Genomic DNA, 26150 nt, shown 5'->3' with positions numbered 1-26150 from the left:
CCTGGGTGAACATACAAACGAAGCTTACTTAGTTAAGGAGGCATCAAATGGCTGAAGCTAAGGTATTCCCCATGAACGCTTTTGTGTCTGTGTTGCGCGGCGAGGCCGCCGACCAGGCTCAGCTCGATATGCTGGCTTACATCACCCAGGCTGAAACTCTGGACGCGGACGTCGCCCCTGTGGCGCAGGCCCTGTCCAAGGCCTGGATCTACGAACAGGAACCCGGCCTGACCGCCTACGCCGAGGGCGACATCTCCAAGCTCGGCAACCAGGTCAAGATCGAGGCCCTGCCCGATTCCGAGGCCGCCCGCGCCAAGGGCGTCCTGGACATCCTGGCCGCGCTCAAGGCCGACAACGCCGCCCTCAAGGCCCAGGTCGAGAAACTCGAGGCCGAGAAAAAGGAACTGGCCGCCAAGATCGGTCCCATGGAAGCCAAGATCAAGACCGTGGACGCGGCCAACGCCGCCGGTGAGCAGAAGGTCACCGTGGCCTCCACCAAGCTCGACGAAATGACCAAGAAGCTCAACGACCTCATGGCCGAAGTGGAAAAGGTCAAGAGCCAGGGCGTGGTCGTGGCCGGTGTGGCCGGCGCTGCCGGTGACGCCGCTCCCGCAGGCGACGCCCCCGCTGACGGCCCGGCCGTCGGCGGCGAGCCCGAGGCCGATTTCGGTCTCGGTTCCGATGCGTTCGGCGGCGATTGGTAGCCCCGGACCATCCGACGCAAAAACAAGGTTCCGCGCTTTGCGCGGGGCCTTTTTTTACGCCGTCGGTCCGGGGGTGCCGGCTGGCGATAGCGGGCCATCTGCGAATTTTCCGGGGACCGCTTTGATCCTCACGTACTGGGGTACGCTGCGGTCAAAGCGGCCCCCGGAAAATCCACATCTGACCCACTCTCCCCAGCCTCGGTGGGGGAGAGCCGCTGTTTGGGGGCCTTGCCCCCAAAAGCGCTCCAGGGGGAGGGGGGGGATTGTCGCACTGGCGTTTGGGGAGTTGGTGCCGTTTTGGGCGTTGCCCCAGAGATACGATGAAGGCGAGGGTGGGGAGGGTTTCTTAAAAAATATTAAGAAAGGGCTGGAGTGGAATAAATCTGTGGGGTGGTGGCGTTTGGCGGTTTAATGGGGAGAGTCGTGCTTGTTGTGGCATAATAATTGGGTATGTGGTGGAATTTGTGTGTCGCGGCGGGGTGATGGGTAAAAATGTCCGGAGCGGTTTTTGCAAATCCCCGGCACGGAGAAAAAATTACCCAGGGAGTAGATATGAATATTTCAGGTGATTTTACATCATCCCCGCTCGGATTCTTGGATGTCGTCACCAAGGCCCGCGAGGGGCGGGACGAGGGATTGCCCAAGGATCACTTCGCCTCCATCGTCGCGGAAGAGGAGAAGTCGCGCCAGGAGGGCCAGCCCGGTTTCGTAGCCATGCCGGGCGGGATGTCCGAGCAGGACCGGGCCAAGGTTGAGATGCTCAAGAGCCGGGCCGAGGCCATCGCGGCCCAGGGCGAGGACGGTCTGACCGCCGGGCAGGAGGCCGAGATCCGTGATATCCAGCAGGAGATCACCAAGATTGCCAAGATGCCCATGGGCGAGAACCTGGTCGGAAAGGCCAAGGATCAGTCCGAGGCGAAGAAGACCGCGAAGCAGTTCAGCGTCGACCAGGACGACCAGGTTGAAGGCGGCCGGGGCGGCGTGATGTCCGACGATCCGGACCGGCTCGACATGGCCGACCAGCCCGGCAACCGGATGCTCCGGCAGAACGCCTTTGTCACCTCGGTCAAGACCGCCGGGGCCGGTTTGGGCGCGTCCAGCTTCAAGAGCAGGGCGTGATCCCGCAGGGCAAGCGCGTATTGCCCGCCGCAGACGGGCCGCACGGCCTGACGATAATGGTGGGATGCCGCTCGCGCGGTACGGCGAAATAAAGGCCCTCCCGAACCGGGAGGGCCTTTTCCGTTGGTCATGGGAGGGCGCACCTACTTGGTGTTGAGGCTTTCCTGACACATGGCGATCAGGCCCGAGTCGCCGGTGGCTTTGCATGTCAGCAGGTAGCCGAGCGCCTGGGGATCGTTGCCGATTTTCTTGTTCAGACGGATGAGGGCCGGCAGCAGTAGTTCCGCCTTGTCCAGGCTCGCGTACGCCGTATCGGCCACGGTCAGGGCCTCTTTCGGCTTCTTTTTCTCGTAGTGGGCCATAAGCCTATTGTATTCATCGAGCAGGGTGTCGTCGCGTCGGCAGTCGGCCTCAAGGGTTGCCAGTTTGAGCTTGTTGTTCTCGCTCGCGATTTTTCGGTCAAGGGCGCGGACATAGGGGACGTCCTCGATCAGGCAGCGGCAGCGCCTGGTGCGGATCAGGGCCAGGGCGTCCTTGGGCTTGCCCGAGAGGGACGCCAGCTTGGCGTTGTCCATGTCGTCGAGCCCGTTGAAGTACAGGGCGACCTTTTTGGAGCCGAACACGGCCTGGTACGGCTCCGTTCGGAGGGCGTTGCGCGGCCTGCCCGCGTAGTAGGTGCGCACGTACAGCTTGACGGCCGATTCCCGGTCCTTGGCCGCGTAGTGCTTCCTGCCTATCTTGTCAGCAGCCTTGCCCAGGTCCGTGAACAGCTTGTCCATGGAGAATTGGGCCTTGCCGTCCTGGGCCGCCTTCCTGGCCTCTTCCTCGGCCTTTCTGGCCTCTTCCTTGCGTTGCTCCTCCTTGGCCTCCCAGTCGGCCACCCTTTGCAGCAGGTTGACCATGCCCATGGGCGAGTACCCGGACGCGATCAGGAGGTCGGTTCCCAGGGAGTCGGCATCCTCCTCGTTCTCCCGGCTGAAGACCGGAATAAAAGCGTCCTGGCCCAGCTTGTCGGCGGCGATGCTCAGGACGGCGTCCTTGATGAGATTGTCCTGGTTCCCGCTGGTCCGGTATTTGACCGAGGCGGTGGTCTGGTAGAGGTCCACCGCGACCCCGAGCAGGGAACTCCAACTCTGCAGGGACTGGTGCCCGAGCAGGACGTGGGAATACTCGTGCGCCAGCAGGGCGGCGACTTCGTCCTCGCTCTCCAGGGAGCGGAGCAGGCCGTAGTCCACGAAGACGGCATGGTCCGCCGCAAAGGAGTTGAATTCGGGATTCGGGCGGAGGAAGACGTAGCTCGGCACCGGTTCGCCGGGCCAGGCCCGCTGGAGTTTCTCCAACACGGAATTGAGATAGGCTTCGATCGCCTCGTTCCTGGCCACGCCGATGGTCAGTCGTTGGCCGACAAGGGCCTTTTCCGGGATGGCGATGGTCGGCGCGGGAGCGGTTTCCTCTCCCTTGGTCGGGGTTTCGGCGGCGTCTGCCGCCTGGTCCGTTTCACACGGTTCGGGGGCGGGTTTTCGGAACTGGTCGATAAAGGGGCCGTCGGTTTCGTCCATGCCCACCCAGGATTGCGGGTTGGAGACATCCGGCGTCTTGCAGCCGAAGGAAAGGACCAGGACGAGGGTAATGAGCGTTAGTGTGCGCAGCATGATTCACCTCGGGGTTGTCAGTTTTCGCCGAGTCCCGGGGACCCGAACGTCTTTCGCCCCGTAGGGTTGCCCACGGTCTTCCGGCTCTTGTCCGCCGTCTTCTGCGCGTCGGTCTCCACGTCCATGGGGTCGAACCACAGCGACTGCCCGTTGTGCTCGATCATCAGGTACCCGCTGGGCTCCGCCTTGACCACGGGTACCGGCACGGGCGGCAGTTCGCTCACGGGCATGTCGCCCGCCAGGGTGAATCCGTTTCCGGACTTGGCGAAATAGGCCACCGGGTCGGTCTCGAATTTGGTGATGGATTGCCCCGCACCGGCCGCCAGGAGCGGCACGGGCAGCAATAGGGCGGCGACAAGCGCGATAACCGTTCGAATCATTGTTCCCTCCTCGTTACCGGGGCCGGAGGCCGCCGGTTTGTGAATATGCACGGACGGCCCGGACCCTGCTCAAAGCAGAAAAAGCGAGTGGTCGCGAAGCCGGGATACCCGGGAGTCTCTCTGCCGGTATGCGGCGAGAGGCAGGAGAAAAAAACGCCCGTCGTCCGATCCAAGCGCATGGGCCATGGGCCGTCGACGAGACGGAAGGCGGGCCTAGGCATCGGCCCCTCCATCGCATTCATCCTTCCCGGAGGCTTGCCGCCGGGGCGTTTGCAACCTGCAGGCGAGGGAGGTCAGCGCCAGATAGCCCAGCCAGTTTTTCGGAGCCAGCTTGAACAGCCAGTAGGAACCGCTCATCAGGGCCAGGAGGAGCAGCCAGGACACGCAGATATAGCGAAATCCCAACCTCCCGTGGCGGGCGTACATGACGGTGGACAGGACGGACATGACGAGGGCTATGGACAGGAACACCCAGATGTTCTGGGGCGGGTTGGTGAAGTAGCGCGGGCCGTACCGGGTCAAGTTGTCCAGGGCCATGGCGTGGTAATAGACGCCGGGCAACTGCCCGTTGGCCGGTGTCTGGACCAGGTCGTTGGACCCGGTCAGGGCCGTGCCGATGAGGACCACCCGGTCCGTGGACAGGCCCCGGACCTTGTCCAGGTCCTGGGCCCTGACCGTGACCGTGTAGGGTATCCGCTCCCGCGCCCTGTCCACCGAATCCTGATCCAGGCCGACCAGGAAATTCTGCCTGAGCAGCCTCCAGGCCCGGAGGAGCCGCTCCCCCCAGTTCGGGGCCACGAAAAACGTGCCTTCGGGCAAAAGGCCCCGGTCGCGCATGGTCGCCGAGACCGCGCAGCCCCACTGCACGGCCATGGGACGCCCGCTGGCCGGATCGACTCCCTGGTAACAGCCCAGGGCCCTGTCCCGGGTGTCGCCGCAGAGATAGCGGTAAAGCCGTGGGGCCGGGGTGGGGGCGCCCGCGCCCGTGTCCCGCATGGGGTATTCGGGGGTGCGCCAGGATACCACCGCCGTGTCCACGCCCGGGACGTCGGCGAACAGGTTCGGGGCGTCCGGTCCGGAACGGGCCAGGATGACCGGGATGTCGAGTTTCATCCTCATCAATGTGGCGTGGGCCAGCTTGAAGGATTCCTCGTCGCGAGGCCTGAGCCGTTCGAGCAGGATGTCCATGAACACGGCCTTGGGCTTTTGCCGCAGGACCCGGTAGAGCAGGGTGGTGTACCGGTCGTAGGGCGGGGGCCAGCCCACTTGCCACTCCTCCAGGGTGGAGTCGTCGATGAGCACCACGGCGATGCGGTCCTGCCCCGGGGAATCGTAAAAGGGCGCGGTGACCCGGTCGATGATCTGTTGGGAGTAGGCCACCAGCGCCGCGTCCAGGCCGAGCGGATCGAGATACGACCAGGTGAACGCGGTGAAGATCCACAAGACCAGGGTGCCGAGGGCTATGTTGAAGCGAGGACGGTGCTCAAGACCGTGTGCCATGGCGGCCACTATACGCCAGCGACGAAGGCGTTTTCCCAGCTTTTTCATGAAGCAGGGCCAACTGAAAAGGTCGCCGCAGAGTTCGGCGAATCCCTTGACGGTCGGCGGCCGGTCCGGCCCGGACGGGGAGGAATTCGAGGACGAAGGCGTGGCCTGGGTGGGAATGGGAACAACCTCTTTTTTAACGTGCCCGATATTGATAACAATATATGACCTGCCGCTCAAGTGTTAAAATGCGGATCGTCTCTTTATAATATCTGTATCGGGGCGATGTCACGTTGGTGTAACCGATGCAGTGCCCGTTCCGGGCGTAGATGCGTCGAGTGCCGTTGATGCAGAAAAGGAAAATGGCCCGGGCCTGCTGCTTGCAGTCCCGGGCCATCGGTGGTGTGTGCGGATTCTATTTTATTTGTCGCGCGAGATGGCGAACGGGGAGAAGGCCTGCTGTACGGGCATGACCTCCAGGGAGTTGATGTTCACGTGCGCGGGCAGGTTGGTGGTCCAGAAGACGCACTCGGCGATGTCCTCGGGGGTGATCGGTTGGGTGCCCTCGTAGACCTTGTCCGCCGCCGCCTTGTCGCCCTTGAACCGGACCACCGAGAACTCGGTCTCGCACAGGCCGGGCTCGATGTTGGTCACCCGGACCTTGGTGCCGAGCAGGTCGGCGCGCAGATTTTTGGAGAAGTGGTTCACGAACGCCTTGGTGCCGCCGTAGCAGTTGCCGCCCGGATAAGGGTAGGTCCCGGCCACGGAACCGAGGTTGACAACGTGGCCCGTGTTGCGCTCGACCATGCCGGGGAGCACGGCGCGGGTCATGTAGGTCAGCCCCTTGATGTTGGTGTCGATCATGGTCTCCCAGTCGTCCAGGTTGCACGCCTGGGCGGGCTCCAGACCGAGCGCCAGGCCCGCGTTGTTGACCAGCACGTCGATCTTCGCGAACGCGCCGGGCAGGGTCTTGATGGCCTGCTCGCACGCTGCGCGGTCGCGCACGTCGAAGGCCAGGGTGTGCACCTCGGCCGGGGCCAGGGCGGCCTTGAGTTCATCGAGGCGCTGGGCGCGGCGGCCGGTGATGACGAGGTTCCAGCCCTCGGTCGCGAAACGGCGGGCCATGGCCTGGCCGAAACCGGCCGTGGCGCCGGTGATGAGTATGGTTTTTGCCATTGCAGAGCTCCTTTGTCTGTCTGAACACATGTGCGCGGAACTGCGTACCGTGGAATCGGCACCGATTCTGGCATGATCGCGACCGGAAGTCACGAATTCACAATAAAACGCATTTTTGCCCGCGCATTACCGGGTGCTCAAAGAATAAAATTCATTGTTTTTTCAAAAACGCCAAATTTTCACCTGATGATCCATAAATAACGCGAGTATTAGACTTTTTTTGCCAAATAAGGTAAGTAGGAACGTCTAATTCCAAAACTGCCGTCATTTCAGGCGATTGAAATGCCGAAAAGGGGGCTTCCCCTCTTGTCGTGGCGGGTGATTTCTACTATTTTATTAGGTAAATATGGCAAATCTCACTCTTGACGATATCTGTGTCCGCTTCGGCGGTTTGCAGGCCCTGACCGATGTGGCCTTTTCCGTGTCCGAGGGCGAGGTCGTGGGGTTGATCGGTCCCAACGGGGCGGGCAAGACCACGGTGTTCAACGTTATCACCGGGGTCTACAAGGCGTCCAGCGGCTCGGTCTCCTACGACGGCACGAAGATCACCGGACTGCGTCCCTACCAGGTCCTGTCCATGGGCATCGCCCGGACCTTCCAGAACATCCGTCTCTTCCAGAACATGACCGCCCTGGAGAACTGTATGGTCGCCCAGCACAGCCGCTCCAGGACCGGCGTGATCGGCGCGGTCCTGCGCAGTCCGGGGCAGCGGCGCGAGGAGGAGCGGATCATCGAGAAGTCCCAGAAGGCGCTCGACTTCATGGGATTGGGCAGCCGGGCCGACGAGGTGGCCTCGAACATGCCCTACGGCCACCAGCGCAGGCTCGAGATCGCCCGCGCCCTGGCCAGCGAGCCGCACACCATCCTGCTGGACGAGCCCGCCGCCGGGCTGAACCCGGCCGAGTCCAAGGAGCTGATGGAGTCCATCGGCCGGATCACCGACCTGGGCATCAACGTGCTCATGGTCGAACACGACATGAAGGTCGTCATGGGCATCTGCAACCGCATCGTCGTTCTTGACCACGGCGTAATGATCGCCGAGGGGCTGCCTGAGGAAATTCAGAAGAACCCCGACGTGATCGAGGCATATTTGGGCCAGTAGAGAGAGGCTGGCTGAACCGCAACGAATGGAGAGAGTGTTTATGAAACGTTTACTGGTACTCGCAGTTGCCCTGCTCGCTCTGGGCCTGCTGCTGGCAGGCTGCGGCGGGGAAGAGAAAAAAGCCGAAAAGGTCCTCAAGATCGGCACCATGTCCCCGCTGACCGGCCCCTACGCCGCCGACGGCAACGACATCCGCCAGGGCGCCGAGATCGCCGTGGAGGTCGTCAACGAGGCCGGCGGCATTCCCGGTTTCACCAAGATCGACATCTTTTCCGAAGACACCGCCTGCGACCCGAAGCAGGCCGTTGCCGCAGCCAACAAGCTGATCAACGAGAAGGTCACCGCCGTTGTCGGCGCGTACTGCTCCAGCTCGACCATTCCCGCCTCCGAGACCCTGGACGAGGAAAGCATCATCATGCTGACCCCGGCCTCCACCAACCCCAAGGTCACCGAGCGCGGCCTGAAGTACATGTTCCGCACCTGCGGCCGTGACGACCACCAGGCCCCGGCCGCGGTCAAGTTCATGAAGGACGTCGAAGGCGTGAAGACCCTCTTCATCGTGGACGACAAGACCACCTACTCCCAGGGTCTGGCCGAGGGCGTGGCCGCCGCGGCCGAGGCCGCCGGCATCCAGGTCCTGGAGCACGACCACGTCAACCAGGGCGACAAGGACTACTCCGCCGTGCTGACCAAGGTCAAAGCCGCCAACCCGGACCTGTTCTACATCTCCCTGCAGAACTCGGCCACAGGCGCGCTCATGGTCATCCAGGCCAAGCGCATGGGCATCGACGCCATCCTCATGGGCCAGGACGCCGTGTACCACCCGAAACTCATCGAGATCGGCAAGGGTGACGCCGAAGGCATGTACTGCACCTTCGGCGCCATCGACAAGGATGCTCCCAAGTACAAGGAGTTCCAGACCAAGTACAAGGCCAAGACCGGCAACGAGCCCGGGGCCTACTCCGCCTACGCGTTCGACTCCGCCACCGCGTACCTGATGGCCGTCAAGGCCGCCGGCACCACCGACCCCGTCAAGGTCCGCGACGAGCTGCTCAAGCTCGACTTCACCGGCGCTTCCAAGCAGATCAACTACGAGGAAAACGGCGACTCCGGCTCCAACTACACCGTGTACAAGATCCAGGACGGCAAGTTCACGCCTTACTGGAACTCCCTGACCGGCGAAAAGTACTAGACCGCAACCCGTCTAACCAACCGGGACCCCGCACGAGCGGGGTCCCGGATACTGGAACAACATGGACTTTTTTCTGCAACAGCTGATCAACGGCATCACCCTGGGCGGCTTGTACGCGCTCATCGCCCTGGGCTACACCATGGTCTACGGCATCATCCAGCTCATCAACTTCGCCCACGGCGAGTTCTTCGCGGCCGGCGGCTACATGGGCGTGATCCTGATCTCCTATCTTTCCTCGCAGGGGCTGCATCCCTACGCCTGCCTGGCCATCTCCCTGGTCCTGTCCATGGGCTACTGCGCCCTGCTGGCCATGGCTGTGGAGCAGCTCGCCTACAAGCCGCTCAGGCAGGCCTCGCGCCTGGCCGCGCTGCTGTCCGCGCTGGGCATGTCCATCTTCCTGCAAAACGGCCTGATGCTCACCCAGGGCGTGTACGACCGGCCCTATCCCACGGAAATCACCTCCGGCGGGTTCGAGATCGGGGCCATCTCCGTCTCCTACATGCAGATCTTCATCGTGGCCCTGACCGCCGCCCTGCTCGTGGGCCTGAACGTCCTGGTCTTCAAGACGAGGATCGGCCGGGCCATGCGCGCCACGGCCCAGGACAAGGTCATGTCCGCCCTGGTCGGCATCAACTCCAACCGGATCATCGCCCTGACCTTCGCCGTGGGCGCGGGGCTGGCCGCCGCTGCGGGCATCATGGTCGGCCTGTACTACGGCTCGGTCAACTACACCATGGGGTTCGTGCCCGGCATCAAGGCGTTCGCGGCGGCCGTGCTCGGCGGCATCGGCAACATCACCGGCGCCCTGGTCGGCGGGCTGATCATCGGCATGGTCGAAATCTTCGCCGCCGGATACATCTCCGGCGAGTACAAGGACGTGTTCGCCTTCATCATTCTGATTGGCGTGCTGTACTTCAAACCCACCGGCATCATGGGAGAGAACGTTGACGATACGCGAGTCTAAACGACTGTGGCTGGCCTGCGGCGTCGGGCTGGGCTGGTTCCTCCTGCTGCTGTGGCCGCTGCTCGGCATCAAGCCCGACACGCTGGAATTCGCCACGACCTTCAAGGTCTTCGGCTACGTGGCCGTGGCCGCCGTGTTCATCATGTTCTTCTACCAGGTCAAGGAAGCGGGCTACCTCGACGCCGTGGGCACGCCCGCCAAGCAGGCGACCTCCGCCCTGGGCAGGGCCTATGCCGCTGCCCCCACCTGGCTGCTGCTCGGCATCGTCCTGGCCGCGGCCATCGTCTTTCCCCTGGTCACCGGCCGCTACGCCCACGACGTGGCCATCAGCGTGCTCATCTACGTCTGCCTCGGCCTGGGGCTGAACATCGTCATCGGCCTGGCCGGGCTGCTCGACCTCGGGTACATCGCCTTCTACGGCGTGGGCGCGTACACCTACGCCATCCTGAGCGTCAATTTCGGCCTGTCCTTCTGGCTCTGCCTGCCCATCGCGGCGGTCATCGCGGCCATCGCGGGCTGCATCATCGGCTACCCGACCCTGCGCATGCGCGGCGACTACCTGGCCATCGTCACTCTCGGCTTCGGCGAGATCGTCCGGCTCATCCTCAACAACTGGATGTCCCTGACCAACGGCCCCAACGGCATCCTGTCCATCCCGAGGCCCGAGCTGTTCGGCTATGAGTTTCGCTCCCTGTCGAGCATGTACTACATCATCCTCGGCCTGGCCGTGGTGACCATCCTGGCGGTCTTCCGGCTCAACTATTCGCGCATCGGGCGCGCCTGGGAGGCCATCCGCGAGGACGAGACCGCCGCCGAGCTCATGGGCGTGAACACCTTCCTGCTCAAGCTGCTGGCCTACGCCATGGGCGCGACCTTCGCCGGTTTCGCCGGGGCGTTCTTCGCCGCGCGCATGAAGTTCGTCGGCCCGGAATCCTTCACCTTCCTGGAATCCGCCATGGTCCTGGCCATGGTCATCCTCGGCGGCATGGGGTCCATCCCCGGCGTCATCCTCGGCGTGCTCGCCCTGGTGGCCCTGCCCGAGCTGTTCCGTGAATTCGAACTCTACCGCATGCTCGTGTTCGGCGGGGCCATGACCCTGATGATGCTCGTGCGCCCGGCCGGCATCTGGCCCGCCAAGCGCGTCGGCCGCCGATCCGAGGAAGCGGAATAAGAAAAGAACCGGGGGAAACCTCTTCCAGAACGTTTTGGCGCGCCGCCAGGGAAGGAAGGGGTCAGTATGAGACGAGATGGCGGCGTGATGGGCATAGGGCGCAGGCCTGGCCCGAAGAGAATAATACCGACAACCACCCCTCTCCGCGAAGCGGCCTGAAAAGTTTGGGAAAAGGGGGGGGATGGGGGTCCGGGGGAAGGGGAGGAAAGAACCCTTTTCAAAGGGTTTTTCCTCCCCTTCCCCCGGCCGCCGGAGGCAACCATACATGACAGAAAAAACGCCCATTCTCGAACTGAGGAACGTGGTTTCGGCCTATGGCCGCATCCAGGCGCTCAAGGGCATCTCGCTCAAAGTCCATGAGGGCGAGGTGGTCTCCATCATCGGGGCCAACGGCGCGGGCAAGTCCACCACGCTGATGACCATCTGCAACATCGTCAAGGCGGTTTCGGGCGACATTCTGTACCGGGGCGAGCGCATCAACGCCGTGAACTCGGACATCCTGCCGACCATGGGACTGTGCCAGGTGCCCGAAGGGCGGCGCATCTTCCCGCGTCTGTCCGTGCTCGAAAACCTGGACATGGGCGCGTTCTTCCGCCGCGACGCCGCCGGGGTCAAGGAGGACGTGGCGCGCGTCTTCGAGCTGTTCCCCAAACTGCGCGAACGGCGCAAGCAGCTGGGCGGCACCCTGTCCGGCGGCGAGCAGCAGATGCTGGCCATGGCCCGCGCGCTCATGAGCCGCCCCAAGGTCCTGCTCCTGGACGAGCCGTCCATGGGGTTGGCCCCGCTCCTGGTCAAGCAGATCTTCGACATCGTCAAGATGATCAACGAGCAGGGCGTCACGGTCGTCCTGGTCGAGCAGAACGCCAACCTCGCCCTCCAGGCCGCCACCCGGGGCTACGTCCTCGAAACGGGCAACGTAGTCATGGAAGATAACGCTAAAGCGTTATTGGCGAATCCTGACATACGCAAAGCGTATCTGGGCGAATAGACGTCCCCTTTAGTAAAATCGTAGGCCCCCCGGAAGCCGTGCCGCTTCGGGGGGCTTTGCGTATGTCCGGCTTCGCAGGGAGGCGGCTTCCGATAGCGGGCCATCTGCACATTTTTCGAGGGTTCGCCTGATCCTCACGTACTGGGGTACGCTGCGGTCAGGCGAACCCTCGAAAAATGCACAGCTGACCCACTCTCGAAAGCCTATTCCGAGCGCGAGCGAGAGAGCCGCTGTCGGGTGCTGTGCACCCGATTCGCTCCATGATTAAGCTGTCAATATTGCAGGGTGTTATCGATACAACTCAGGGCCACCTTGGCTGGTCCAACCGTCGTATACATCCCTATGGGTGCTTATGTACCCATTAAGCCCCTTTCCTTGGTGGGCCAAATTAATCATATTTTCAATATGATTAACGCCGAGGCGATCAACGGTGTATGTGTATGTTCTTCCCCCTCTGAACTGAACACAAATGCCGTTTGGCTCAACTCTAAAAGCCTCAATTCCCGAGTTACCGTTAAGATTTTGGTATCGCTCCATAGAACCTCCTTATAAAAATATACACATTAGTATATTAAAACGACTGCTGTGTAAATTTGCCTAAAAGATGTCAGGATTTTACAGACCTATTGATTAGAATCGCCGGGGGGCATGCCTTTAAAAAGAGGGCGGCCCGGTCCACGTGAGTGGGCCGGGCCGGGCGAAATGGGGTCGTGGGTCGGGTCAGGCGTAGTCGCCGCGGTTGAACTTGAACTGTTCGGTGGCGGCGAGGGTTTCCAGTTCGTCGACAATGGACTTGAGTCCGGGGTGGGTGGTGCCCAGGTCCGGTTGTTCGGCCTTGAGGGCGGCCACGTCGCCTGCGATCTCGTCGAGGGTCCCGTAGGCGGACTTGAGTCCGGCCTGGGGGTCGGCGAGGGTGGCGGCGTAGTCGTCCCACTTGTCGAGGATGGATTCCACCTGGCCCGCGACCTGAGCGCCGTCCTCGGAGACGGGCTGCACGGCGGCGACCTGTCCGGCGGCGAGCAGGGGATTCACGATCAGGGGCGGCGCGACGGGCTGCGATGCAGCCTTCTCCCCGCGTGCGACTTCCTGATTGAGAAGATCCCCGAAGTCCGCGTCGGACTGCCGCGCCTTGTTGCGGCGCTGCGCTTGTTCCGATTGGACGCCCTCGATCTGATCAGGACGGATCTTCATGGTTCAACTCCTATCCTGTGGTTTGCCTGATATGCTGCAAAGACCTTGCCAATGCCTGGCTATTGACAACTGCTTGGAAAATCTTATTCTTTTTATGTAAAAGCCCGGCAATTTCTGCCGCCGGAGCGTTTCAGGGGGTGCCCGGGCTCCCGGCAACTGTACTGGAGAAGAAAATGGTTGTCTATCGGGGGCGGGAGAGGCATATAGAAATTAGGCAGGAATAATTTCCCTCCGCATTGGACGGAGGGATAGACAATACGCAAGGAGGAGCAAACCATGCCCGAAATCAAGAAGATACTGTGCGCGGTCGATTTTTCCGATTACAGCCCCATGGTGGCCGACTACGCGAACATGATGGCCAAGTGCTCCGGGGCGCAGGTCCTGGTGCTGTACGTCGCGCCGTCCTTGAGCCAGTACGTGGGCTTCCACGTGCCGCCGAGCTCCATCGAGAGCTTCGTGGGTGAGATCGTCACCGGCGCCGAAGACACCATGAATGCCTTCGTCAAGGAGAACTTCAACGATCTCAACGTGGAAGGCAAGGTCGTCACCGGCTATCCCGCCGAGGAAATCCTGGCCATCTGCGAGGCTGAAAAGTGCGACATGGTCGTCATGGGCACCCACGGCCGCAAGGGCATCGACCGCATCCTGTTCGGCTCCGTGGCCGAAAAGGTGGTCAAGAGCTCCAAGGCCCCGGTCCTTACCGTCCGGCCCAGCTAGTTCCTTTACGGACTGACCTAAACCATATAAAGGAACGGTCTCGGCCGTTCCTTTTTTATTGGCGGAATGCCTCCGGCGGCCGGGGGAAGGGGAGAGGGGAACCCTTTGGAAAAGGGCTTCCCCTCTCCCCTTCCCCCGGACCCCCATCCCCACTCCCCTCCTAAACTTTTTGGGCGCTTCGCGGGGGCGAGGGAAGCGAGGGGGCGAGGGGGACGAAAAGGCACGACAGCCCGCCTCCGCACGGCCCTGCCGGAGGCACACAAAAAGTTTTGGAGATCCTTAAGAACCTTTTTCAAAAGGTTCTTAAGCGGGGCCTGGGGCAGCGCCCCAGCCGTCGGAGACGCCCGCCGGCGAGGCCATCCTTTGAGGAGAGAGTGATGAGAGAGTTTACCGTTCGTCCGGAGATCATGGATTTCGCGCCGTACGTGCCGGGTCTGACCATCGAGCAGATCCAGGCGCAATACGGGCTCACGTCGGTCATCAAGCTGGCCAGCAACGAGAATCCGCTGGGCACGTCGCCGCTGGTCGTCAAGGCCATCGAGCGCAACGCGGCTCGGGCGTTCCGCTATCCGGAGAACCATACGCCGAGGCTGACCAAGGCCGTTGCCGAGAACGTGGGCGTGCCCGAAGAGTGCGTGCTGGTGGGCAACGGCTCGGACGAGATCATCGACATGCTCTTCCGCATGAAGGCGGTGCCGGGCAAGTCCAACGTGGTCTTTTACGAGCACAGCTTCGCCATGTACGGCATGTGCGCCAAGCTGTGCGGCCTGGAATACCGGGTGATCCCGCGCGGCGAGGACTGCGCCCTGCCCCTGGACGCGCTGGCCGAGGCGGCGGACGAGAACACGGCCATGGTCGTGGTCACCAGCCCGGACAACCCCACAGGGCTGGCCGCCGGGGTGGAGGACCTGACCGTGCTGGCGGGCGTGCTGCCCAAGGACTGCCTGCTGGTGGTGGACGAGGCGTACATCGAGTTCGCCTGGCCGCCGGAGTCCTATTCGCCGGTCCAGGCCTTCGACAAGTTCGAGAACCTGGTCTGCCTGCGCACCTTTTCCAAGGCCTACGGGTTGGCGGGCATGCGTCTGGGGTACGGGATCATGCCCGCGAGCCTGGCCGCGTTGCTGCGCAACGCGCGCATCCCGTTCACGGTCAATCTGCTGGCCGAGGAGGCCGGGCTGGCCGCGCTGGAGGACGAGACCTTTTTCAACGAGACCCTGAGCGTGGTCATGCGCGGGCGCGAGTATTTCACCAACGAGCTGACCAAGCTCGGGTGCAAGGTCTGGTCCAGCCAGTCCAACTTCGTCATGTTCCGGCCGCCCATGGACGCCAAGACGCTCTTCCAGACCCTGCTTGAGCGGGGCATCATCGTCCGCCACCTGGGCAACTTCGGTCTGCCCGACTGCATCCGCGTGAACGCGGGCACGGACAGGGAGAACGAGCTGTTCATCAAGGCCGTGGGGGACATCCTCAATGGGTAACGTCCTGATCGTGACCATCGACGGCCCGGCCGGGGTGGGCAAATCCACCATGGCCAAGCGGCTGGCCCGGCTGCTGGGTATCCCGTACCTGGACACCGGGGCCATGTTCCGGTCCGTGGCCTGGAAGCTCGGCGAGGGCGCCTGGGAGTGGCCCGAGGAGCGGCTGGAGAAGGCCCTGGCGGACTTTGAATACGGGCTGTCCGGGGTGGGCGAGGACTCGGTCCTGTCCCTGAACGGCACGCCCATCGGTGACGAGATTCGCACCGAGGAGGTCGGCATGTGGGCCTCGAACGTGGCCACCCTGCCGGTCATCCGCACCTTCTTGAAGCGCGCCCAGCAGGCTCTGGGGGCCAAGTACTCCCTGGTGGCCGAGGGCCGCGACATGGGCACCGTGATCTTCCCGGACGCCCCGCACAAGTTTTTCCTGGACGCCTCGGTGGACGAACGCGCCCACCGCCGGTTCCTGCAGCTTCAGGAGATGGGCAAGCCCGCCGATCTCGCGGCGCTCAAGGAACAGATCGCCAAACGGGACGACCAGGACCGCAACCGGGCCGTGGCTCCGCTCAAGGCGGCGAGTGATGCGGCCGTCATCGACACCACGGACATGGACCGCGATCAGGTCCTGGCCGCCTTGAAAGAAGCCGTTGCCTAGGATACATCCTGTGTCGAAGCAACGTGAGGAGATATTTTAGTCATGCTTGATCTCAAATTGATGCAGAAGAACCCGGACCTGGTCCGGCAGAGCCTCGAGAAACGCCACTCGAAAATCGACGTGGCCGAATTCACCGAACTGGACGAACGGCGCAAGCGGCTCATCGGCGAGGTGGAATCCCTCAAGGCTGAGAAGAACGCCGTGGGCCCGGAGATCGCCAAGCGCAAGAAGGCGGGCGAGGACGCCTCGGACCTGCTCGAAAAGATGGGCAGGGTGGCCGAGCGGACCAAGGAGTTCGACCGCGAGCTGGCCGAGGTGGAAAAGGCCGAACAGGACTGGATGATGGCCGTGCCCAACATCCCGCACGAGTCCGTGCCCGAGGGCGCGGGCGAGGAGGACAACCCGGTCCTGCGCTACTGGGGCGAGAAGCCGGTCCTGGACTTCGAGCCCAAGGAGCATTGGGAGATCGGCACCGCCCTGGGCGGGCTGGACTTCGAGTGCGCGGCCAAGCTGGCCGGTGCCCGGTTCTCCGTCAGCTTTGGCTGGTGCGCCCGGCTTGAGCGCGCCCTGGCCCAGTTCATGCTCGATACCCAGACCGCGCAGCACGGTTACACCGAAGTCCTGCCGCCGCTCATCGTCAACAAGAAGACCATGACCGGCACGGGCCAGCTGCCCAAGTTCGAGGAAGACCTGTTCAAGCTGACCGACGAGCGCGAATTCTACCTCATCCCCACGGCCGAGGTGCCCCTGACCAACATCTACGCCGACGAGGTCATCCCCGAGGAGAAGCTGCCGGTCAAGTTCTGCGCCCAGACCCCGTGCTTCCGGTCCGAGGCCGGTTCCTACGGCAAGGACACCAAGGGCCTCATCCGCCAGCACCAGTTCTACAAGGTGGAGATGGTCAACTTCGCCCATCCCGACCACTCCTACGAGGCGCTGGAGGACATGACCCGCTCGGCAGAGCGCATCCTGGAGTTGCTCGGCCTGCACTACCGTACCATCACCCTATGCACCGGGGACATGGGTTTCAGCGCGGCCAAGACCTACGACATCGAGGTCTGGCTGCCCGGCCAGGGCAAGTACCGCGAGATTTCCTCCTGTTCCAACTGCGAGGACTTCCAGGCGCGCCGGGCCAACATCCGGTTCCAGCCCAAGGACTCCAAGAAGAAGCTCTACCCCCACACCCTGAACGGCTCCGGCCTGGCCGTGGGCCGCTGCCTGGTGGCCGTGCTCGAAAACTACCAGCAGGCCGACGGCTCCCTGGTCATCCCCGAAGTGCTCAGGCCCTACATGGGAGGGCTGGAGGTGGTTACGCCTTAACAGGCGTGGCGTTTATCGAAACAACAAGGGCCGGGAAAGCGTTCGCTCTCCCGGCCCTTTCGTTTCATTAAGAGGCGGGGTGCGGGGGGATGGCCGCGCATCCGCGGCGGGAGTATTGGCTTTCCCCATTACACTGTTTTTCGCCTTTACGGCGACTTCCTTTTTTGCTGGCGCAGAAAAAAGGAAGCAAAAACTGCGCTTTTGGTGCGGACGCGCGGAAGCGGACCCAAGAGCCCGTAGGCGGCTTTCGCTGGCTGGATAGATGTCTGCTGCGCAGACGCGATCCAGCTTGCGCTTCGCCGCCCGAGACGGGCTCTAGGGTCCACTTCCGATTGCAGCCCTCCGTCTGTGGCAATTAGCTTGGATACGCCTTGTATCGCCGGAGGATGAAGGGAAAAGATCCTGGATATCCTTTGTTGCTGCTTCAACCGTGTTCAGGTTGGGGAAAAGGAACTCTGACTATGTGACTAGGGCCGAGCAATGGACCTGTGAGAATTGAAGATGTTTTATATTGAAGATTTTTTCTTTGCGACCCATTGACGCCACTTTAGGTCGTGTCGTAGATTTTCGTGTGATTTGCTAATGTTGCAACTTAGATTGATAACTTGCCCGACTACCTATCAATGTGAACCCAAAGGGAACAATGAAGAATCAGGGACATAGATTTTCGTCCATTGAGCTGTGCGCTGGGGCTGGCGGACAAGCGCTCGGGCTTGAACAGGCAGGTTTTTCTCATGAGGCTTTGATTGAAATCGAAAAGCCTGCCTGTAATACACTTTCGCATAACCGGCCTGATTGGAACGTTCTAAATATGGATTTACACGACTTCTCGGGTGTGCCGTTCAAGGGAGTCGACTTGGTGGCTGGCGGAGTTCCCTGCCCGCCATTTTCAAAGGCCGGGAAACAGCTTGGCCCGAAAGACGAGAGGGACTTGTTTCCCGAAGCTGTGCGGGTCGCCGATGAGGTGCGCCCGAAAGCCATTCTTCTTGAGAACGTTCGCGGTTTTTTGGATGACGTTTTTTCTGATTACCGGTCGCGACTGAAGAAGCAGTTGAAAAAATTGGGGTATGTTGTCGACTGGAAGTTGTTGAACGCATCCGATTTTGGAGTTTCTCAATTGCGCCCTCGTGTCGCCATCGTTGCTGTGCAGAAGCAGTACTCGGAGTTCTTTTCGTGGCCTATGCCTTGGTTGGCAACACCGAAAACCGTGGGCGAACTGCTGTATGATCTTATGGCAGAAGACGGATGGCGTGGTGCGAAGACATGGGAAAAAAAGGCTGACGATATCGCCCCGACCCTTGTCGGGGGGTCCAAGAAGCACGGTGGACCGGATTTAGGCCCGACCCGTGCTAAGAGGGCTTGGGCCACATTGGGTGTTGATGGTAGTGGGGTTGCTAACGACCCGCCCTGCATGGATTTTGTTGGAATGCCAAAACTGACCGTGAAGATGGCCGCCCGCATCCAGGGCTTTCCTGACGAATGGCACATCACAGGTAAGAAGACCCCCGCATATCGCCAAGTGGGCAATGCGTTTCCGCCCCCGGTTGCAAAGGCGGTTGCCGAGCAGATTTTTGAATGTTTGAATGCATCAAGTATTTACATGATGGGAAGATCCGCATGAACAGTGTGATTTCAGAGAATGTCGAATGGTTCAAGTATATTACCAAAAATGGCGGTCATGCGTCTTCGCCCTTGTCTGAAATCGATATTAAGCCTTTCTATTTCCTCAAGAAGACCAAAGAGGGCATCCAGGCCTCAAATGCAGACGGACAATGTCCGGTTGCACGAAGGTTGTCAGAGATCCTTGGCGTGAAGCAGTGGACGGACCATGTGTCTAGTGGGAATCGCTTTTTGGTGACTCCGAAGGGGGAGGCGGCCAAGAAGCCCTACGCCGGACAGACTTGTGGGGCGGAATTCGAGAAGTTGATCAAAGTGTTCATCGAACAGACGTTTGTTCAGCATCTTGGATTTATGAGATCTGGACAGTTTTCCGTAGTACCTGGTTGCGACCTAAAAGCCTTCGAACAGTATCGCCATTTGAAGGACTTTGATGACGTGCTCACCCATATCCCCGATAGCGCAAAAGACCTCCGCGACAGGTTGGATGCGGCATTTTCCTCCTATGCAGTCAAGCCGGATGTTCTTGTCGTTTCGGACAAATTGGACCGGGACAAATTTAATAGGGAATGGATGGCTTCTGACCCGAAAAGAGTTTTACCGCTTCTATCGCCCGAAGTTGCAACCAAGACGAATCTATTCATAAGTGGCAGCAAAGGGGGGAACCGCCAGAATATTCACGCCATCGTTAGTGCGAAATGGACCATCAGAAGCGACCGGGCGCAGAATGCTAGGACAGAAGGTGCATTCGCTTCCCAACAACGAAGAGGTAAAGCTCCACACTTTGTTGTGGTTACGGCAGAACCAAAGCCTTCTAGAATCCGGTCACTTGCCCTTGGGTCGGAGATAGATTGTGTCTATCATGCCTTTTTGCCGGAACTGAAACAATCCCTTGAGGAAATAAGTAAAAATGGCGACTTAAAACAAAAAGGGAATGACAAAACCGAAATGGATTGGTTCGAGATTCTGATGGAAATGAATCGACTTCGGGATATTTCCGATCTTCCGTTCGATCTTGTATTATAGTAATCCTCTGCCATAAAAGCCGCCCCCAAGGCGGCCTTCCATATCTCTTCTCTTTGCCTTTCAAAGAAGGCCTACACGAGGCCTGAAAGGTCGTACGTGTCCGCCTTCTCGATTTCCACCTCGAGGATGTCTCCCAATTCCAACCGGGTGTCGGGCGGAGCGCCGACATAGGTCACCCCATCCACTTCCGGGGCCTGGAACCAGGCGCGGCCCACGTACAGGCCGGGCCATTCGTCCGACTCCCGCTCGATGACCACGGGCACGGTCTCGCCCACGTAGCCTTCCAGGATTTCGGCGCTGATCTCGGCCTGGAGTTCCATGAGCGCGTCGCGGCGGGCCAGCTTGACCTCGTCCGGGACCTGGTTGTCCATGGCCGCCGCCGGGGTGCCTTCCTCGGCCCAGTAGGGGAAGACCCCGAGGTGGTGGAAGCGGGTGCGGCGCACGAAGTCCATGAGCGCCTCGAAGTGTTCGTCCGTCTCGCCGGGGTAGCCGACGATGAAGGTGGTGCGCAGGGCCGCGTCCGGGAAAAATTTGCGGACCCGGTCCACGACCTTGTCCGGATCGCGGGCGAACGGGCGGCCCATGGACGCGAGCACGTCCGGGTGGGCGTGCTGTAGCGGGATGTCGAAATAGGGCAGAAACGGCGCGCCCGTGTCGCGCAGCAGGGTGAGCAGGGACTCGGTCAGCCCGGCCGGGTAGAGGTACATGATGCGCAGCCACTGCAGGCTCGGGATGGCGGCCAGCCCCTTGATCAGGGCGGGCAGGTTGTGGCCGTGGCCGAGGTCCGAGCCGTAGGCCGTGGAGTCCTGGCCGACCACGATGATCTCGGGCACCTGGTCGGCCAGAAGCCGGGCCTCATCCAGGAGAAAATCGACCGGCCAGCTCTTGTGCGGGCCGCGAATGGACGGGATGGTGCAGAACCGGCAGTTGTGCGAGCATCCCTCCGAGACCTTGAGAAAGGCGTATGACGGGCCGGTGGACAGGTTGCGCGGGGTGTCGCCGGGCAGGTGCAGGGCCAGGGCCTCGGCGGCCATGGCGGGCCACAGCTCGATCTGCTCGGTGTTCAGCCACAAATCCACCTCGGGCAGGCCGTTCTCGAGCTCCAGCCCGTAGCGCGAAACCAGGCATCCGGCCACGCAGATCACGGGTTTGCGCCCGCTCTGCTCGGCCGCTTCCGAGGCGTCGCGGACCACGTCCAGGATGGTGCTGATGGACTCTTCGATGGCGGGCTGGATGAAACCGCAGGTGTTGACCAGCACCAGATCGGCGTCCTCCACGGAGTCCGCCGGAACCATGTTCGACCCGAGCGCGCCGAGCAGCCGTTCGGTATCCACCCGGTTCTTGGGGCAGCCGAGGCTTATGGTGTATGTTCGCACGGGAGTGATTGATGGTTTCGCCATGTCATTTCCTTTGATAACGTTTCCTGAATGGGGTAATCATCAGTTGGAGCAAAGTCCAGCCGGAGTGCGCGCCACATGAGCACAGGATGGGGAGGAAGGTCAAATGATCGAAGGAGCAGTCGTGGACAACAAACGATACGTCATCGGGGTCATTGGAGACATCCCCGCCCTGCTCGCCTTCTGGGAGTTGTTCAAGGACCAGAGCAACGACGAGGTCCTCAAGGAGATCGGCGTGGTGGCCGTGGCCCTGCCGGGCGAGAGCGTGCTGCCCCAGGCCGCGGACGAGGGGAGGGCCATTCCCACCTATGCGGGCTACAAGACCATGCTCGAGGAGCACCCGGAGATCAACATGGTCATCGAGGCCACGGGCCGTCCGGGCCTGGTCTACGACCTGCGCAAGTACCTGCCGCCGTCCATCACCCTGGTGGAGCGCGGGGCGGCCCAGTTCTTCATCAACCTGCTGACTTCCAACCAGATGTGGGTGGCCTGCAAGGTGGACCTGCTCCACACCCAGACCATGCTCAAGACCATCATCGACCAAATGGAGCAGGAAATCCTGTTTCTGGACAGCGAGGGGCTGGTGGTGGGCATGAACCAGACCGTGCTCAACCGCTCCGGCCTGCCCAAGCGGGTCCTGATCGGCAGGCACTACTGCGATATCTTCACCCGGTCCAATGAAGGAGAGTGCGAGGAGTGGGACGATCCCTTCATCAAGACCATGCGCACCCGGGCGCCCGCCGAGACGACCACCAGCATGGTGGACCCGGACGGCCGGGTCCAGTACTACCGGGTCTACACCAGTCCGGTGGCGGACGAGGACGGATCGGTCAACCACGTGGTCGCCGTGCGCCGGGACATCACCCAGCGCCGGGCCATGGAAAACCGGCTGCAGCAGGCCGAGCGGCTGGCCTCCATCGGCGAGTTGTCCACCTACATGGCCCACGAGATCCGCAACCCGCTGTTCTCCATCAGCGGCTTCGCCAACTCGCTGATGCGCGACAAGGACGTGGGCGACAAGGCGCGCGAGAAGCTGTCCATCATCCTGGACGAATCCCGGCGGCTGGACGAGGTCCTGCGCAGCCTGCTCAACTTCACCCGGCCCACCGAGGCCCAGGTGGCCGAAGTGGACCTGAACGAGGTCGTCCGGGCCACCATGGACGTCATGCAGCTGCCGTGCTCCAACCAGAGCGTGGTCGCGCACATCTCCCTGGACGAAGGCATGGCCAAGGTCCACGCCAACCCGGACCTGATCAAGCAGTGCCTGATCAACCTGATCAAGAACGCCCTGGAGGCCATGGACACGGGCGGCAAGATGTATGTGACCACCTCCATGAGCCAGGACATGGCCATGCTCGCGGTGGAGGACACCGGCGTGGGCATCCCCCTGGACATCCGCGACAAGATTTTCAGCCCGTTTTTTTCCACCAAGGACAAGGGGGTCGGCCTCGGCCTGGCCCAGATCCACAAGATCGTGGGCGAGCTGGGCGGCCGGGTGGACCTGGTCTCCATGCAGGGGGTCGGCACCAAGGTGACCCTGTACCTGCCGCCCATCCTGGCGGTTGAAGATTCGACCGACTCCGAGTAGGTTCTCCCCCTGAACAAACCATCTCAGGGGGACATATCCAATGGACACCATCGTTCTGGCGACCAACAACAAGGGCAAGATCCGGGAACTCTCGGTCATGCTCGAACCCTTTGGCGTGGCCGTGAAGAGCCTGGCCGAATTCCCGGAGATCGGCGACATTCCCGAGACCGGCGAGACCTTTCTGGACAACGCCTTCATCAAGGCGCGCACCGTGGCCGAGCTGACCGGCCTGGTGGCCGTGGCCGACGACTCGGGCATAGAGATCGACGCCCTGGACGGCCGCCCCGGCGTCTATTCCGCGCGCTATGCGGGCGAGCAGCACGACGACCACGACAACAACGAAAAGATGCTGGCCGAAATGAAAGACGTGCCCGAGGACAAACGCACCGGCCGCTACCGCTGCGTCATGGCCGCCTCCGCCCCCAACGGCGCGGAGATCACCGCCGACGGCTCCTACGAGATCACGGTCGGCCACGGCTACAAGGGCAGGGGCGGCTTCGGTTACGACGTCATCGTCATCGACCCCGACTTCGGCTGCCACGTGGCCGAACTCGACCCCGAGGTCAAGAACGGCAAGTCCCACCGGGGCAAGGCCATGAAAAAACTGCTGGAGCAGTGGCCGGATTTTTGGGAAAAGGCCAACAAGTAGGCGTGTGGTGATGTGATGCCTCCGGCGGCTGCTCGCCGCAGGGCGTCTCCGACGGGCAGGGCGCTGCCCTGCACCCGCCAGGGAGCAAAGCCCCCTGGACCCCCATGTCGCCTCCGGCGAGGCCCGTACGAACGCCCCTCGCCGTGCCGGTTTGCGATTTGCACAAGAAAAACGAGAAACGCCGTGCCATGATCCAATCATGGTGCGGCGTTTTCCTTGCGCAAATCGCGGGTTTTTGGGGGAGAAAGTAGGTGTTTTCATATCCGTTCTTTTAGGTGACTTAGACTAAATCTTTACTTTAGGCTCTCGCGATATGCTTAGTAGAACAAGAAATCCAGCACAGAGAAGGATAAATGTAGACGGTTCAGGGGTTGTTACCAGTGGTATGTAGAACTCGTATTGCACACTATCAAATGATACTTTTGGATAGTCATAGCTTCCAGTGAACTTGAATACAATCTTATCAAACTTTCCATGTTGAGAAGAAAATTCTAGATAACGCCATTCATTGCTTGTGCCTAAATAATAAACAGGACCAATGTATTGTGACACAGACCCATCATATACGGTTGCGTAAAGTTTAGACCTAGGAGTTAAGCTACTTCCTATAAAAAACAATAAATCTGTAATACTGTCATTAAAATATATTTCAAGCTCTTCATTGTTGTAATGAAAAGAGGTTGTGAGAGCATAATCTCCTTCGTTACCGTATCCATTGGCTGTTCTTGATAGCCGAAGTCTATCATAATACGAACTGTAAATCGAAAAATCTGTGAATTGGAATCTATGTCCGTCATAATCGGTGGATGAGTAGTTTTCAATACCATCAAAATTTGAGTAGTCGCGTACGATAGGATTAACATGGCTGGTGAATTGGACATATGCATGGGTCGGAATCGACAATATCAACAGCCATAGTGGCACGAAAAATAGTTTCATTTATTCTCTCCATCTATTAATATTTTGTATTTGCAAGAAATAAGCCGCCGATAACATGTTGAAATTATGGAGTGCAAAATTCTATATTGTAAAGTTTGATTTCAAGCTGTAAAATATATCGACATGTGGTAACCAATTATGTCTGTCAAAATGAAAACCCACTATCAACTAAGTCTTCGAACATTTATTCAATGTACCCCTGGCATCCAAATAATCTCTTCACCCTAAGGCTTGCCATTCGTCACTAGTGTGATTTCTGCCGTCTAGCTGTTGATATTTTTAGTGATAGTGGTGAGCTTGACCCATGTAGATAATACTCTAGCCAAAAGAAACTAGGCGTTCTCATAAGATGCAAAAGGGCCTTGATCGACAATGTGTCAATCAAGGCCCTTGTTTTGATGAGCTCGTGGATTTCTCGATGTAAGGTTTTGACTAGCAGCCCTACAACACTCCCCCACACGCCTGCCCCGAAGCAAACGCCCAATGTAAATTGAACCCTCCCAACTGCCCGGTTACATCCAGAGTTTCTCCGATCACAAACAGCCCCGGCACGTCGCGGGCTTCCATGGTTTTGGAGGAGATGCGGGCCGTGTCCACGCCGCCGACCGTGACTTCGGCCTTGGCGTAGCCTTCGGTGCCGGACGGGGTGATGGTGAAGCGGTGGACGGCTTGGCTGGCGGTTTCGATATGAGCCTTGGACAGCTGGCTGACAGGGGTGTCGGCCAGGGGGGCGTCCAGGAGTAGGGGGGGGAGGCGTTTGGGCAGGATGCGGGCCAGGAGGTTGCGCAGCTGCTGGTTGGAGGAGCGTTGTTCCTCTATGATGTCTTCCAGCCGCTGGCCGGGCAGGAAATCGATGGTCACGGGCCGGTTTTCGCGCCAGTAGCTCGACGCCTGGAGCACGGCCGGGCCGGAGATGCCCCGGTGGGTGAAGAGCAGGGGATCGGTGAAGCGCGCGCCTTCGGTCTCGACCGTGGCGGGCAGGGCGTTGCCCGCCATCTCCACGCACATGGGTTGCCGCTTCTTGGGAAAGACCAGGGGTACCAGGCCGGGCCGGGTGGCGGTCAGCTTGAGCCCGAACTGCGCGGCCAGCCGGAAGCCGAGGTCCGTGGCTCCGACCTGCGGCCAGGACGGCCCGCCCAGGGCCAGGACCAGGTTGTCGGCGGTGAGGCTTCGGCCGCCCGCCTCCACGGTGAACGGCCCGCTGCCGGACACCTTGCCGATCTCGCAGCCGGTCAGGATTTCCACGCCCGCCCGCTGGCAGCGCTCGACGAGGGCGCCGGCCACGCGGCCCGCGCCCTCCAGGGTGAAGAGCTGGCCGTGGTCGCGCTCCTCATAGGTGATGCCGTGCTCGCCCAGGAAGCCGACCACGTCCCACGGCGAGAGGCGGGCCAGGGCGGATTTCACGAAATGCGGGTTTAAGCACAGGTAGTGCTCGGGCGAGGCGTCCAGGTTGGTGAAATTGCACATGCCGCCGCCGGACACGCGGACCTTGCGCGCGGTCTTCGCCCCGTGGTCCACGACCGCCACCTTGCGGCCGCGTCCCCCGGCGGTCATGGCGCACCACAGGCCCGAGGCCCCGGCTCCGAGTATGACGGCGTCCAATTTGTCCATGCGCCGGTTCTACGGCAAGGGACCTGGATTGT

At 61.0% G+C, this 26150-nt stretch carries 23 protein-coding genes; 15 read left to right on the top strand and 8 right to left on the bottom strand.

The window, feature by feature from the left end; all coding sequences use genetic code 11:
• Nucleotides 1–47 precede the first annotated feature (47 nt).
• Nucleotides 48–704, top strand: a complete 657-nt coding sequence (locus ACR42D_RS17995) for a hypothetical protein (protein ID WP_484568162.1) — start codon at nt 48–50, stop codon at nt 702–704.
• A gap of 594 nt (nt 705–1298) precedes the next feature.
• Entirely contained in the window at nt 1299–1823 is a 525-nt protein-coding gene (locus ACR42D_RS17990) for a hypothetical protein (RefSeq protein ID WP_484568161.1), read from the top strand.
• A gap of 143 nt (nt 1824–1966) precedes the next feature.
• On the opposite strand, the gene ACR42D_RS17985 is transcribed toward ACR42D_RS17990, so the two are convergent.
• From ACR42D_RS17985 to ACR42D_RS17970, 4 genes are all read right to left on the bottom strand, one after another.
• Nucleotides 1967–3475 carry a M48 family metallopeptidase gene (locus ACR42D_RS17985; RefSeq protein WP_484568160.1) on the bottom strand — a complete coding sequence of 503 codons (1509 nt, stop codon included), beginning with the start codon at nt 3473–3475 and terminating at the stop codon, nt 1967–1969.
• A 17-nt stretch (nt 3476–3492) separates the two neighbouring features.
• Nucleotides 3493–3855, bottom strand: coding sequence for a hypothetical protein (locus ACR42D_RS17980; protein WP_484568159.1), 363 nt, complete (start codon nt 3853–3855; stop codon nt 3493–3495).
• A gap of 213 nt (nt 3856–4068) precedes the next feature.
• Nucleotides 4069–5355, bottom strand: coding sequence for a CHASE2 domain-containing protein (locus tag ACR42D_RS17975; protein ID WP_484568158.1), 1287 nt, complete (start codon nt 5353–5355; stop codon nt 4069–4071).
• Nucleotides 5356–5760: 405 nt separating this feature from the next.
• Nucleotides 5761–6516 carry an SDR family oxidoreductase gene (locus ACR42D_RS17970; RefSeq protein ID WP_484568157.1) on the bottom strand — a complete coding sequence of 252 codons (756 nt, stop codon included), beginning with the start codon at nt 6514–6516 and terminating at the stop codon, nt 5761–5763.
• Between the two features lie 346 nt (nt 6517–6862).
• Between ACR42D_RS17970 and ACR42D_RS17965 the strand changes: the two genes are divergently transcribed.
• From ACR42D_RS17965 to ACR42D_RS17945, 5 genes are all read left to right on the top strand, one after another.
• Entirely contained in the window at nt 6863–7618 is a 756-nt protein-coding gene (locus ACR42D_RS17965) for an ABC transporter ATP-binding protein (RefSeq protein WP_484568156.1), read from the top strand.
• A 40-nt stretch (nt 7619–7658) separates the two neighbouring features.
• Nucleotides 7659–8810 (top strand): branched-chain amino acid ABC transporter substrate-binding protein, encoded by a 1152-nt coding sequence (locus tag ACR42D_RS17960; protein ID WP_484568155.1) that lies wholly within the window; start codon nt 7659–7661, stop codon nt 8808–8810.
• 61 nt (nt 8811–8871) lie between these two features.
• Nucleotides 8872–9774 (top strand): branched-chain amino acid ABC transporter permease, encoded by a 903-nt coding sequence (locus ACR42D_RS17955; RefSeq protein WP_484568154.1) that lies wholly within the window; start codon nt 8872–8874, stop codon nt 9772–9774.
• A complete protein-coding gene (locus ACR42D_RS17950) occupies nt 9755–10945 on the top strand; it encodes an ABC transporter permease subunit (protein WP_484568153.1) in 1191 nt (396 codons plus the stop codon). The genes ACR42D_RS17955 and ACR42D_RS17950 overlap by 20 nt, the downstream gene beginning before the upstream one ends.
• Nucleotides 10946–11210: 265 nt before the next feature.
• On the top strand, nt 11211–11933 hold the full coding sequence (locus ACR42D_RS17945) for an ABC transporter ATP-binding protein (protein WP_484568152.1): 723 nt from the start codon (nt 11211–11213) through the stop codon (nt 11931–11933).
• A gap of 720 nt (nt 11934–12653) precedes the next feature.
• Here ACR42D_RS17945 and ACR42D_RS17940 read toward each other — a convergent pair.
• The gene (locus ACR42D_RS17940; protein ID WP_484568151.1) at nt 12654–13124 is read right to left on the bottom strand and encodes a hypothetical protein; all 471 of its coding nucleotides are present in this window, start codon (nt 13122–13124) and stop codon (nt 12654–12656) included.
• 276 nt (nt 13125–13400) lie between these two features.
• Here ACR42D_RS17940 and ACR42D_RS17935 point away from each other — a divergent pair, with 276 nt between their 5' ends.
• The 6 genes from ACR42D_RS17935 to ACR42D_RS17910 all read left to right on the top strand — a co-directional run bounded on the left by ACR42D_RS17935 (nt 13401) and on the right by ACR42D_RS17910 (nt 19934).
• The gene (locus ACR42D_RS17935; RefSeq protein WP_338668511.1) at nt 13401–13841 is read left to right on the top strand and encodes a universal stress protein; all 441 of its coding nucleotides are present in this window, start codon (nt 13401–13403) and stop codon (nt 13839–13841) included.
• A gap of 377 nt (nt 13842–14218) precedes the next feature.
• Nucleotides 14219–15319, top strand: a complete 1101-nt coding sequence (gene hisC, locus ACR42D_RS17930; RefSeq protein ID WP_484568150.1) for a histidinol-phosphate transaminase — start codon at nt 14219–14221, stop codon at nt 15317–15319.
• Nucleotides 15312–15971 carry a (d)CMP kinase gene (gene cmk / locus ACR42D_RS17925; RefSeq protein ID WP_484568149.1) on the top strand — a complete coding sequence of 220 codons (660 nt, stop codon included), beginning with the start codon at nt 15312–15314 and terminating at the stop codon, nt 15969–15971. Before hisC ends, cmk begins: the two co-directional genes overlap by 8 nt.
• A gap of 42 nt (nt 15972–16013) precedes the next feature.
• Nucleotides 16014–17291 (top strand): serine--tRNA ligase, encoded by a 1278-nt coding sequence (gene serS, locus ACR42D_RS17920; protein ID WP_484568148.1) that lies wholly within the window; start codon nt 16014–16016, stop codon nt 17289–17291.
• A gap of 643 nt (nt 17292–17934) precedes the next feature.
• Nucleotides 17935–18912, top strand: a complete 978-nt coding sequence (locus ACR42D_RS17915) for a DNA cytosine methyltransferase (protein WP_484568147.1) — start codon at nt 17935–17937, stop codon at nt 18910–18912.
• Nucleotides 18867–19934: an NgoMIV family type II restriction endonuclease gene (locus tag ACR42D_RS17910; RefSeq protein ID WP_484568146.1), complete on the top strand. Its 1068-nt coding sequence runs from the start codon at nt 18867–18869 to the stop codon at nt 19932–19934. Before ACR42D_RS17915 ends, ACR42D_RS17910 begins: the two co-directional genes overlap by 46 nt.
• Nucleotides 19935–20005: 71 nt before the next feature.
• Here ACR42D_RS17910 and rimO read toward each other — a convergent pair whose 3' ends face one another.
• Entirely contained in the window at nt 20006–21334 is a 1329-nt protein-coding gene (rimO, locus tag ACR42D_RS17905) for a 30S ribosomal protein S12 methylthiotransferase RimO (RefSeq protein WP_484568145.1), read from the bottom strand.
• Nucleotides 21335–21437: 103 nt separating this feature from the next.
• Between rimO and ACR42D_RS17900 the strand changes: the two genes are divergently transcribed.
• Together ACR42D_RS17900 and rdgB are read left to right on the top strand one after the other, a co-directional pair.
• On the top strand, nt 21438–22919 hold the full coding sequence (locus ACR42D_RS17900) for a two-component system sensor histidine kinase NtrB (RefSeq protein WP_484568144.1): 1482 nt from the start codon (nt 21438–21440) through the stop codon (nt 22917–22919).
• A gap of 40 nt (nt 22920–22959) precedes the next feature.
• On the top strand, nt 22960–23568 hold the full coding sequence (gene rdgB / locus ACR42D_RS17895) for an RdgB/HAM1 family non-canonical purine NTP pyrophosphatase (protein WP_484568143.1): 609 nt from the start codon (nt 22960–22962) through the stop codon (nt 23566–23568).
• Between the two features lie 285 nt (nt 23569–23853).
• Here rdgB and ACR42D_RS17890 read toward each other — a convergent pair whose 3' ends face one another.
• Nucleotides 23854–24507 carry a hypothetical protein gene (locus tag ACR42D_RS17890; protein WP_484568142.1) on the bottom strand — a complete coding sequence of 218 codons (654 nt, stop codon included), beginning with the start codon at nt 24505–24507 and terminating at the stop codon, nt 23854–23856.
• Between the two features lie 441 nt (nt 24508–24948).
• Nucleotides 24949–26118 carry a BaiN/RdsA family NAD(P)/FAD-dependent oxidoreductase gene (locus ACR42D_RS17885; protein WP_484568141.1) on the bottom strand — a complete coding sequence of 390 codons (1170 nt, stop codon included), beginning with the start codon at nt 26116–26118 and terminating at the stop codon, nt 24949–24951.
• Nucleotides 26119–26150: the final 32 nt, after the last annotated feature.

This window comes from Pseudodesulfovibrio sp. lm2024, assembly GCF_051175575.1.
GTDB lineage: Bacteria > Desulfobacterota > Desulfovibrionia > Desulfovibrionales > Desulfovibrionaceae > Pseudodesulfovibrio > Pseudodesulfovibrio caledoniensis.
The sequence above is the reverse complement of the archived record's forward strand: the minus strand, read 5'-3'. Positions and strand labels throughout refer to the sequence as shown.

Coding starts and splice junctions, on each gene's coding strand:
- ACR42D_RS17935 (WP_338668511.1), top strand. CDS start 13,401: ATGCCCGAAATCAAGAAGATACTGTGCGCGGTCGATTTTTCCGATTAC.
- ACR42D_RS17940 (WP_484568151.1), bottom strand. CDS start 13,124: ATGAAGATCCGTCCTGATCAGATCGAGGGCGTCCAATCGGAACAAGCG.
- ACR42D_RS17910 (WP_484568146.1), top strand. CDS start 18,867: ATGTTTGAATGCATCAAGTATTTACATGATGGGAAGATCCGCATGAAC.
- ACR42D_RS17890 (WP_484568142.1), bottom strand. CDS start 24,507: ATGAAACTATTTTTCGTGCCACTATGGCTGTTGATATTGTCGATTCCG.
- ACR42D_RS17965 (WP_484568156.1), top strand. CDS start 6,863: ATGGCAAATCTCACTCTTGACGATATCTGTGTCCGCTTCGGCGGTTTG.
- ACR42D_RS17980 (WP_484568159.1), bottom strand. CDS start 3,855: ATGATTCGAACGGTTATCGCGCTTGTCGCCGCCCTATTGCTGCCCGTG.
- ACR42D_RS17960 (WP_484568155.1), top strand. CDS start 7,659: ATGAAACGTTTACTGGTACTCGCAGTTGCCCTGCTCGCTCTGGGCCTG.
- serS (WP_484568148.1), top strand. CDS start 16,014: ATGCTTGATCTCAAATTGATGCAGAAGAACCCGGACCTGGTCCGGCAG.
- ACR42D_RS17885 (WP_484568141.1), bottom strand. CDS start 26,118: ATGGACAAATTGGACGCCGTCATACTCGGAGCCGGGGCCTCGGGCCTG.
- rimO (WP_484568145.1), bottom strand. CDS start 21,334: ATGGCGAAACCATCAATCACTCCCGTGCGAACATACACCATAAGCCTC.
- ACR42D_RS17970 (WP_484568157.1), bottom strand. CDS start 6,516: ATGGCAAAAACCATACTCATCACCGGCGCCACGGCCGGTTTCGGCCAG.
- hisC (WP_484568150.1), top strand. CDS start 14,219: ATGAGAGAGTTTACCGTTCGTCCGGAGATCATGGATTTCGCGCCGTAC.
- ACR42D_RS17955 (WP_484568154.1), top strand. CDS start 8,872: ATGGACTTTTTTCTGCAACAGCTGATCAACGGCATCACCCTGGGCGGC.
- ACR42D_RS17985 (WP_484568160.1), bottom strand. CDS start 3,475: ATGCTGCGCACACTAACGCTCATTACCCTCGTCCTGGTCCTTTCCTTC.
- ACR42D_RS17915 (WP_484568147.1), top strand. CDS start 17,935: ATGAAGAATCAGGGACATAGATTTTCGTCCATTGAGCTGTGCGCTGGG.
- ACR42D_RS17995 (WP_484568162.1), top strand. CDS start 48: ATGGCTGAAGCTAAGGTATTCCCCATGAACGCTTTTGTGTCTGTGTTG.
- rdgB (WP_484568143.1), top strand. CDS start 22,960: ATGGACACCATCGTTCTGGCGACCAACAACAAGGGCAAGATCCGGGAA.
- ACR42D_RS17975 (WP_484568158.1), bottom strand. CDS start 5,355: ATGGCACACGGTCTTGAGCACCGTCCTCGCTTCAACATAGCCCTCGGC.
- cmk (WP_484568149.1), top strand. CDS start 15,312: ATGGGTAACGTCCTGATCGTGACCATCGACGGCCCGGCCGGGGTGGGC.
- ACR42D_RS17900 (WP_484568144.1), top strand. CDS start 21,438: ATGATCGAAGGAGCAGTCGTGGACAACAAACGATACGTCATCGGGGTC.
- ACR42D_RS17945 (WP_484568152.1), top strand. CDS start 11,211: ATGACAGAAAAAACGCCCATTCTCGAACTGAGGAACGTGGTTTCGGCC.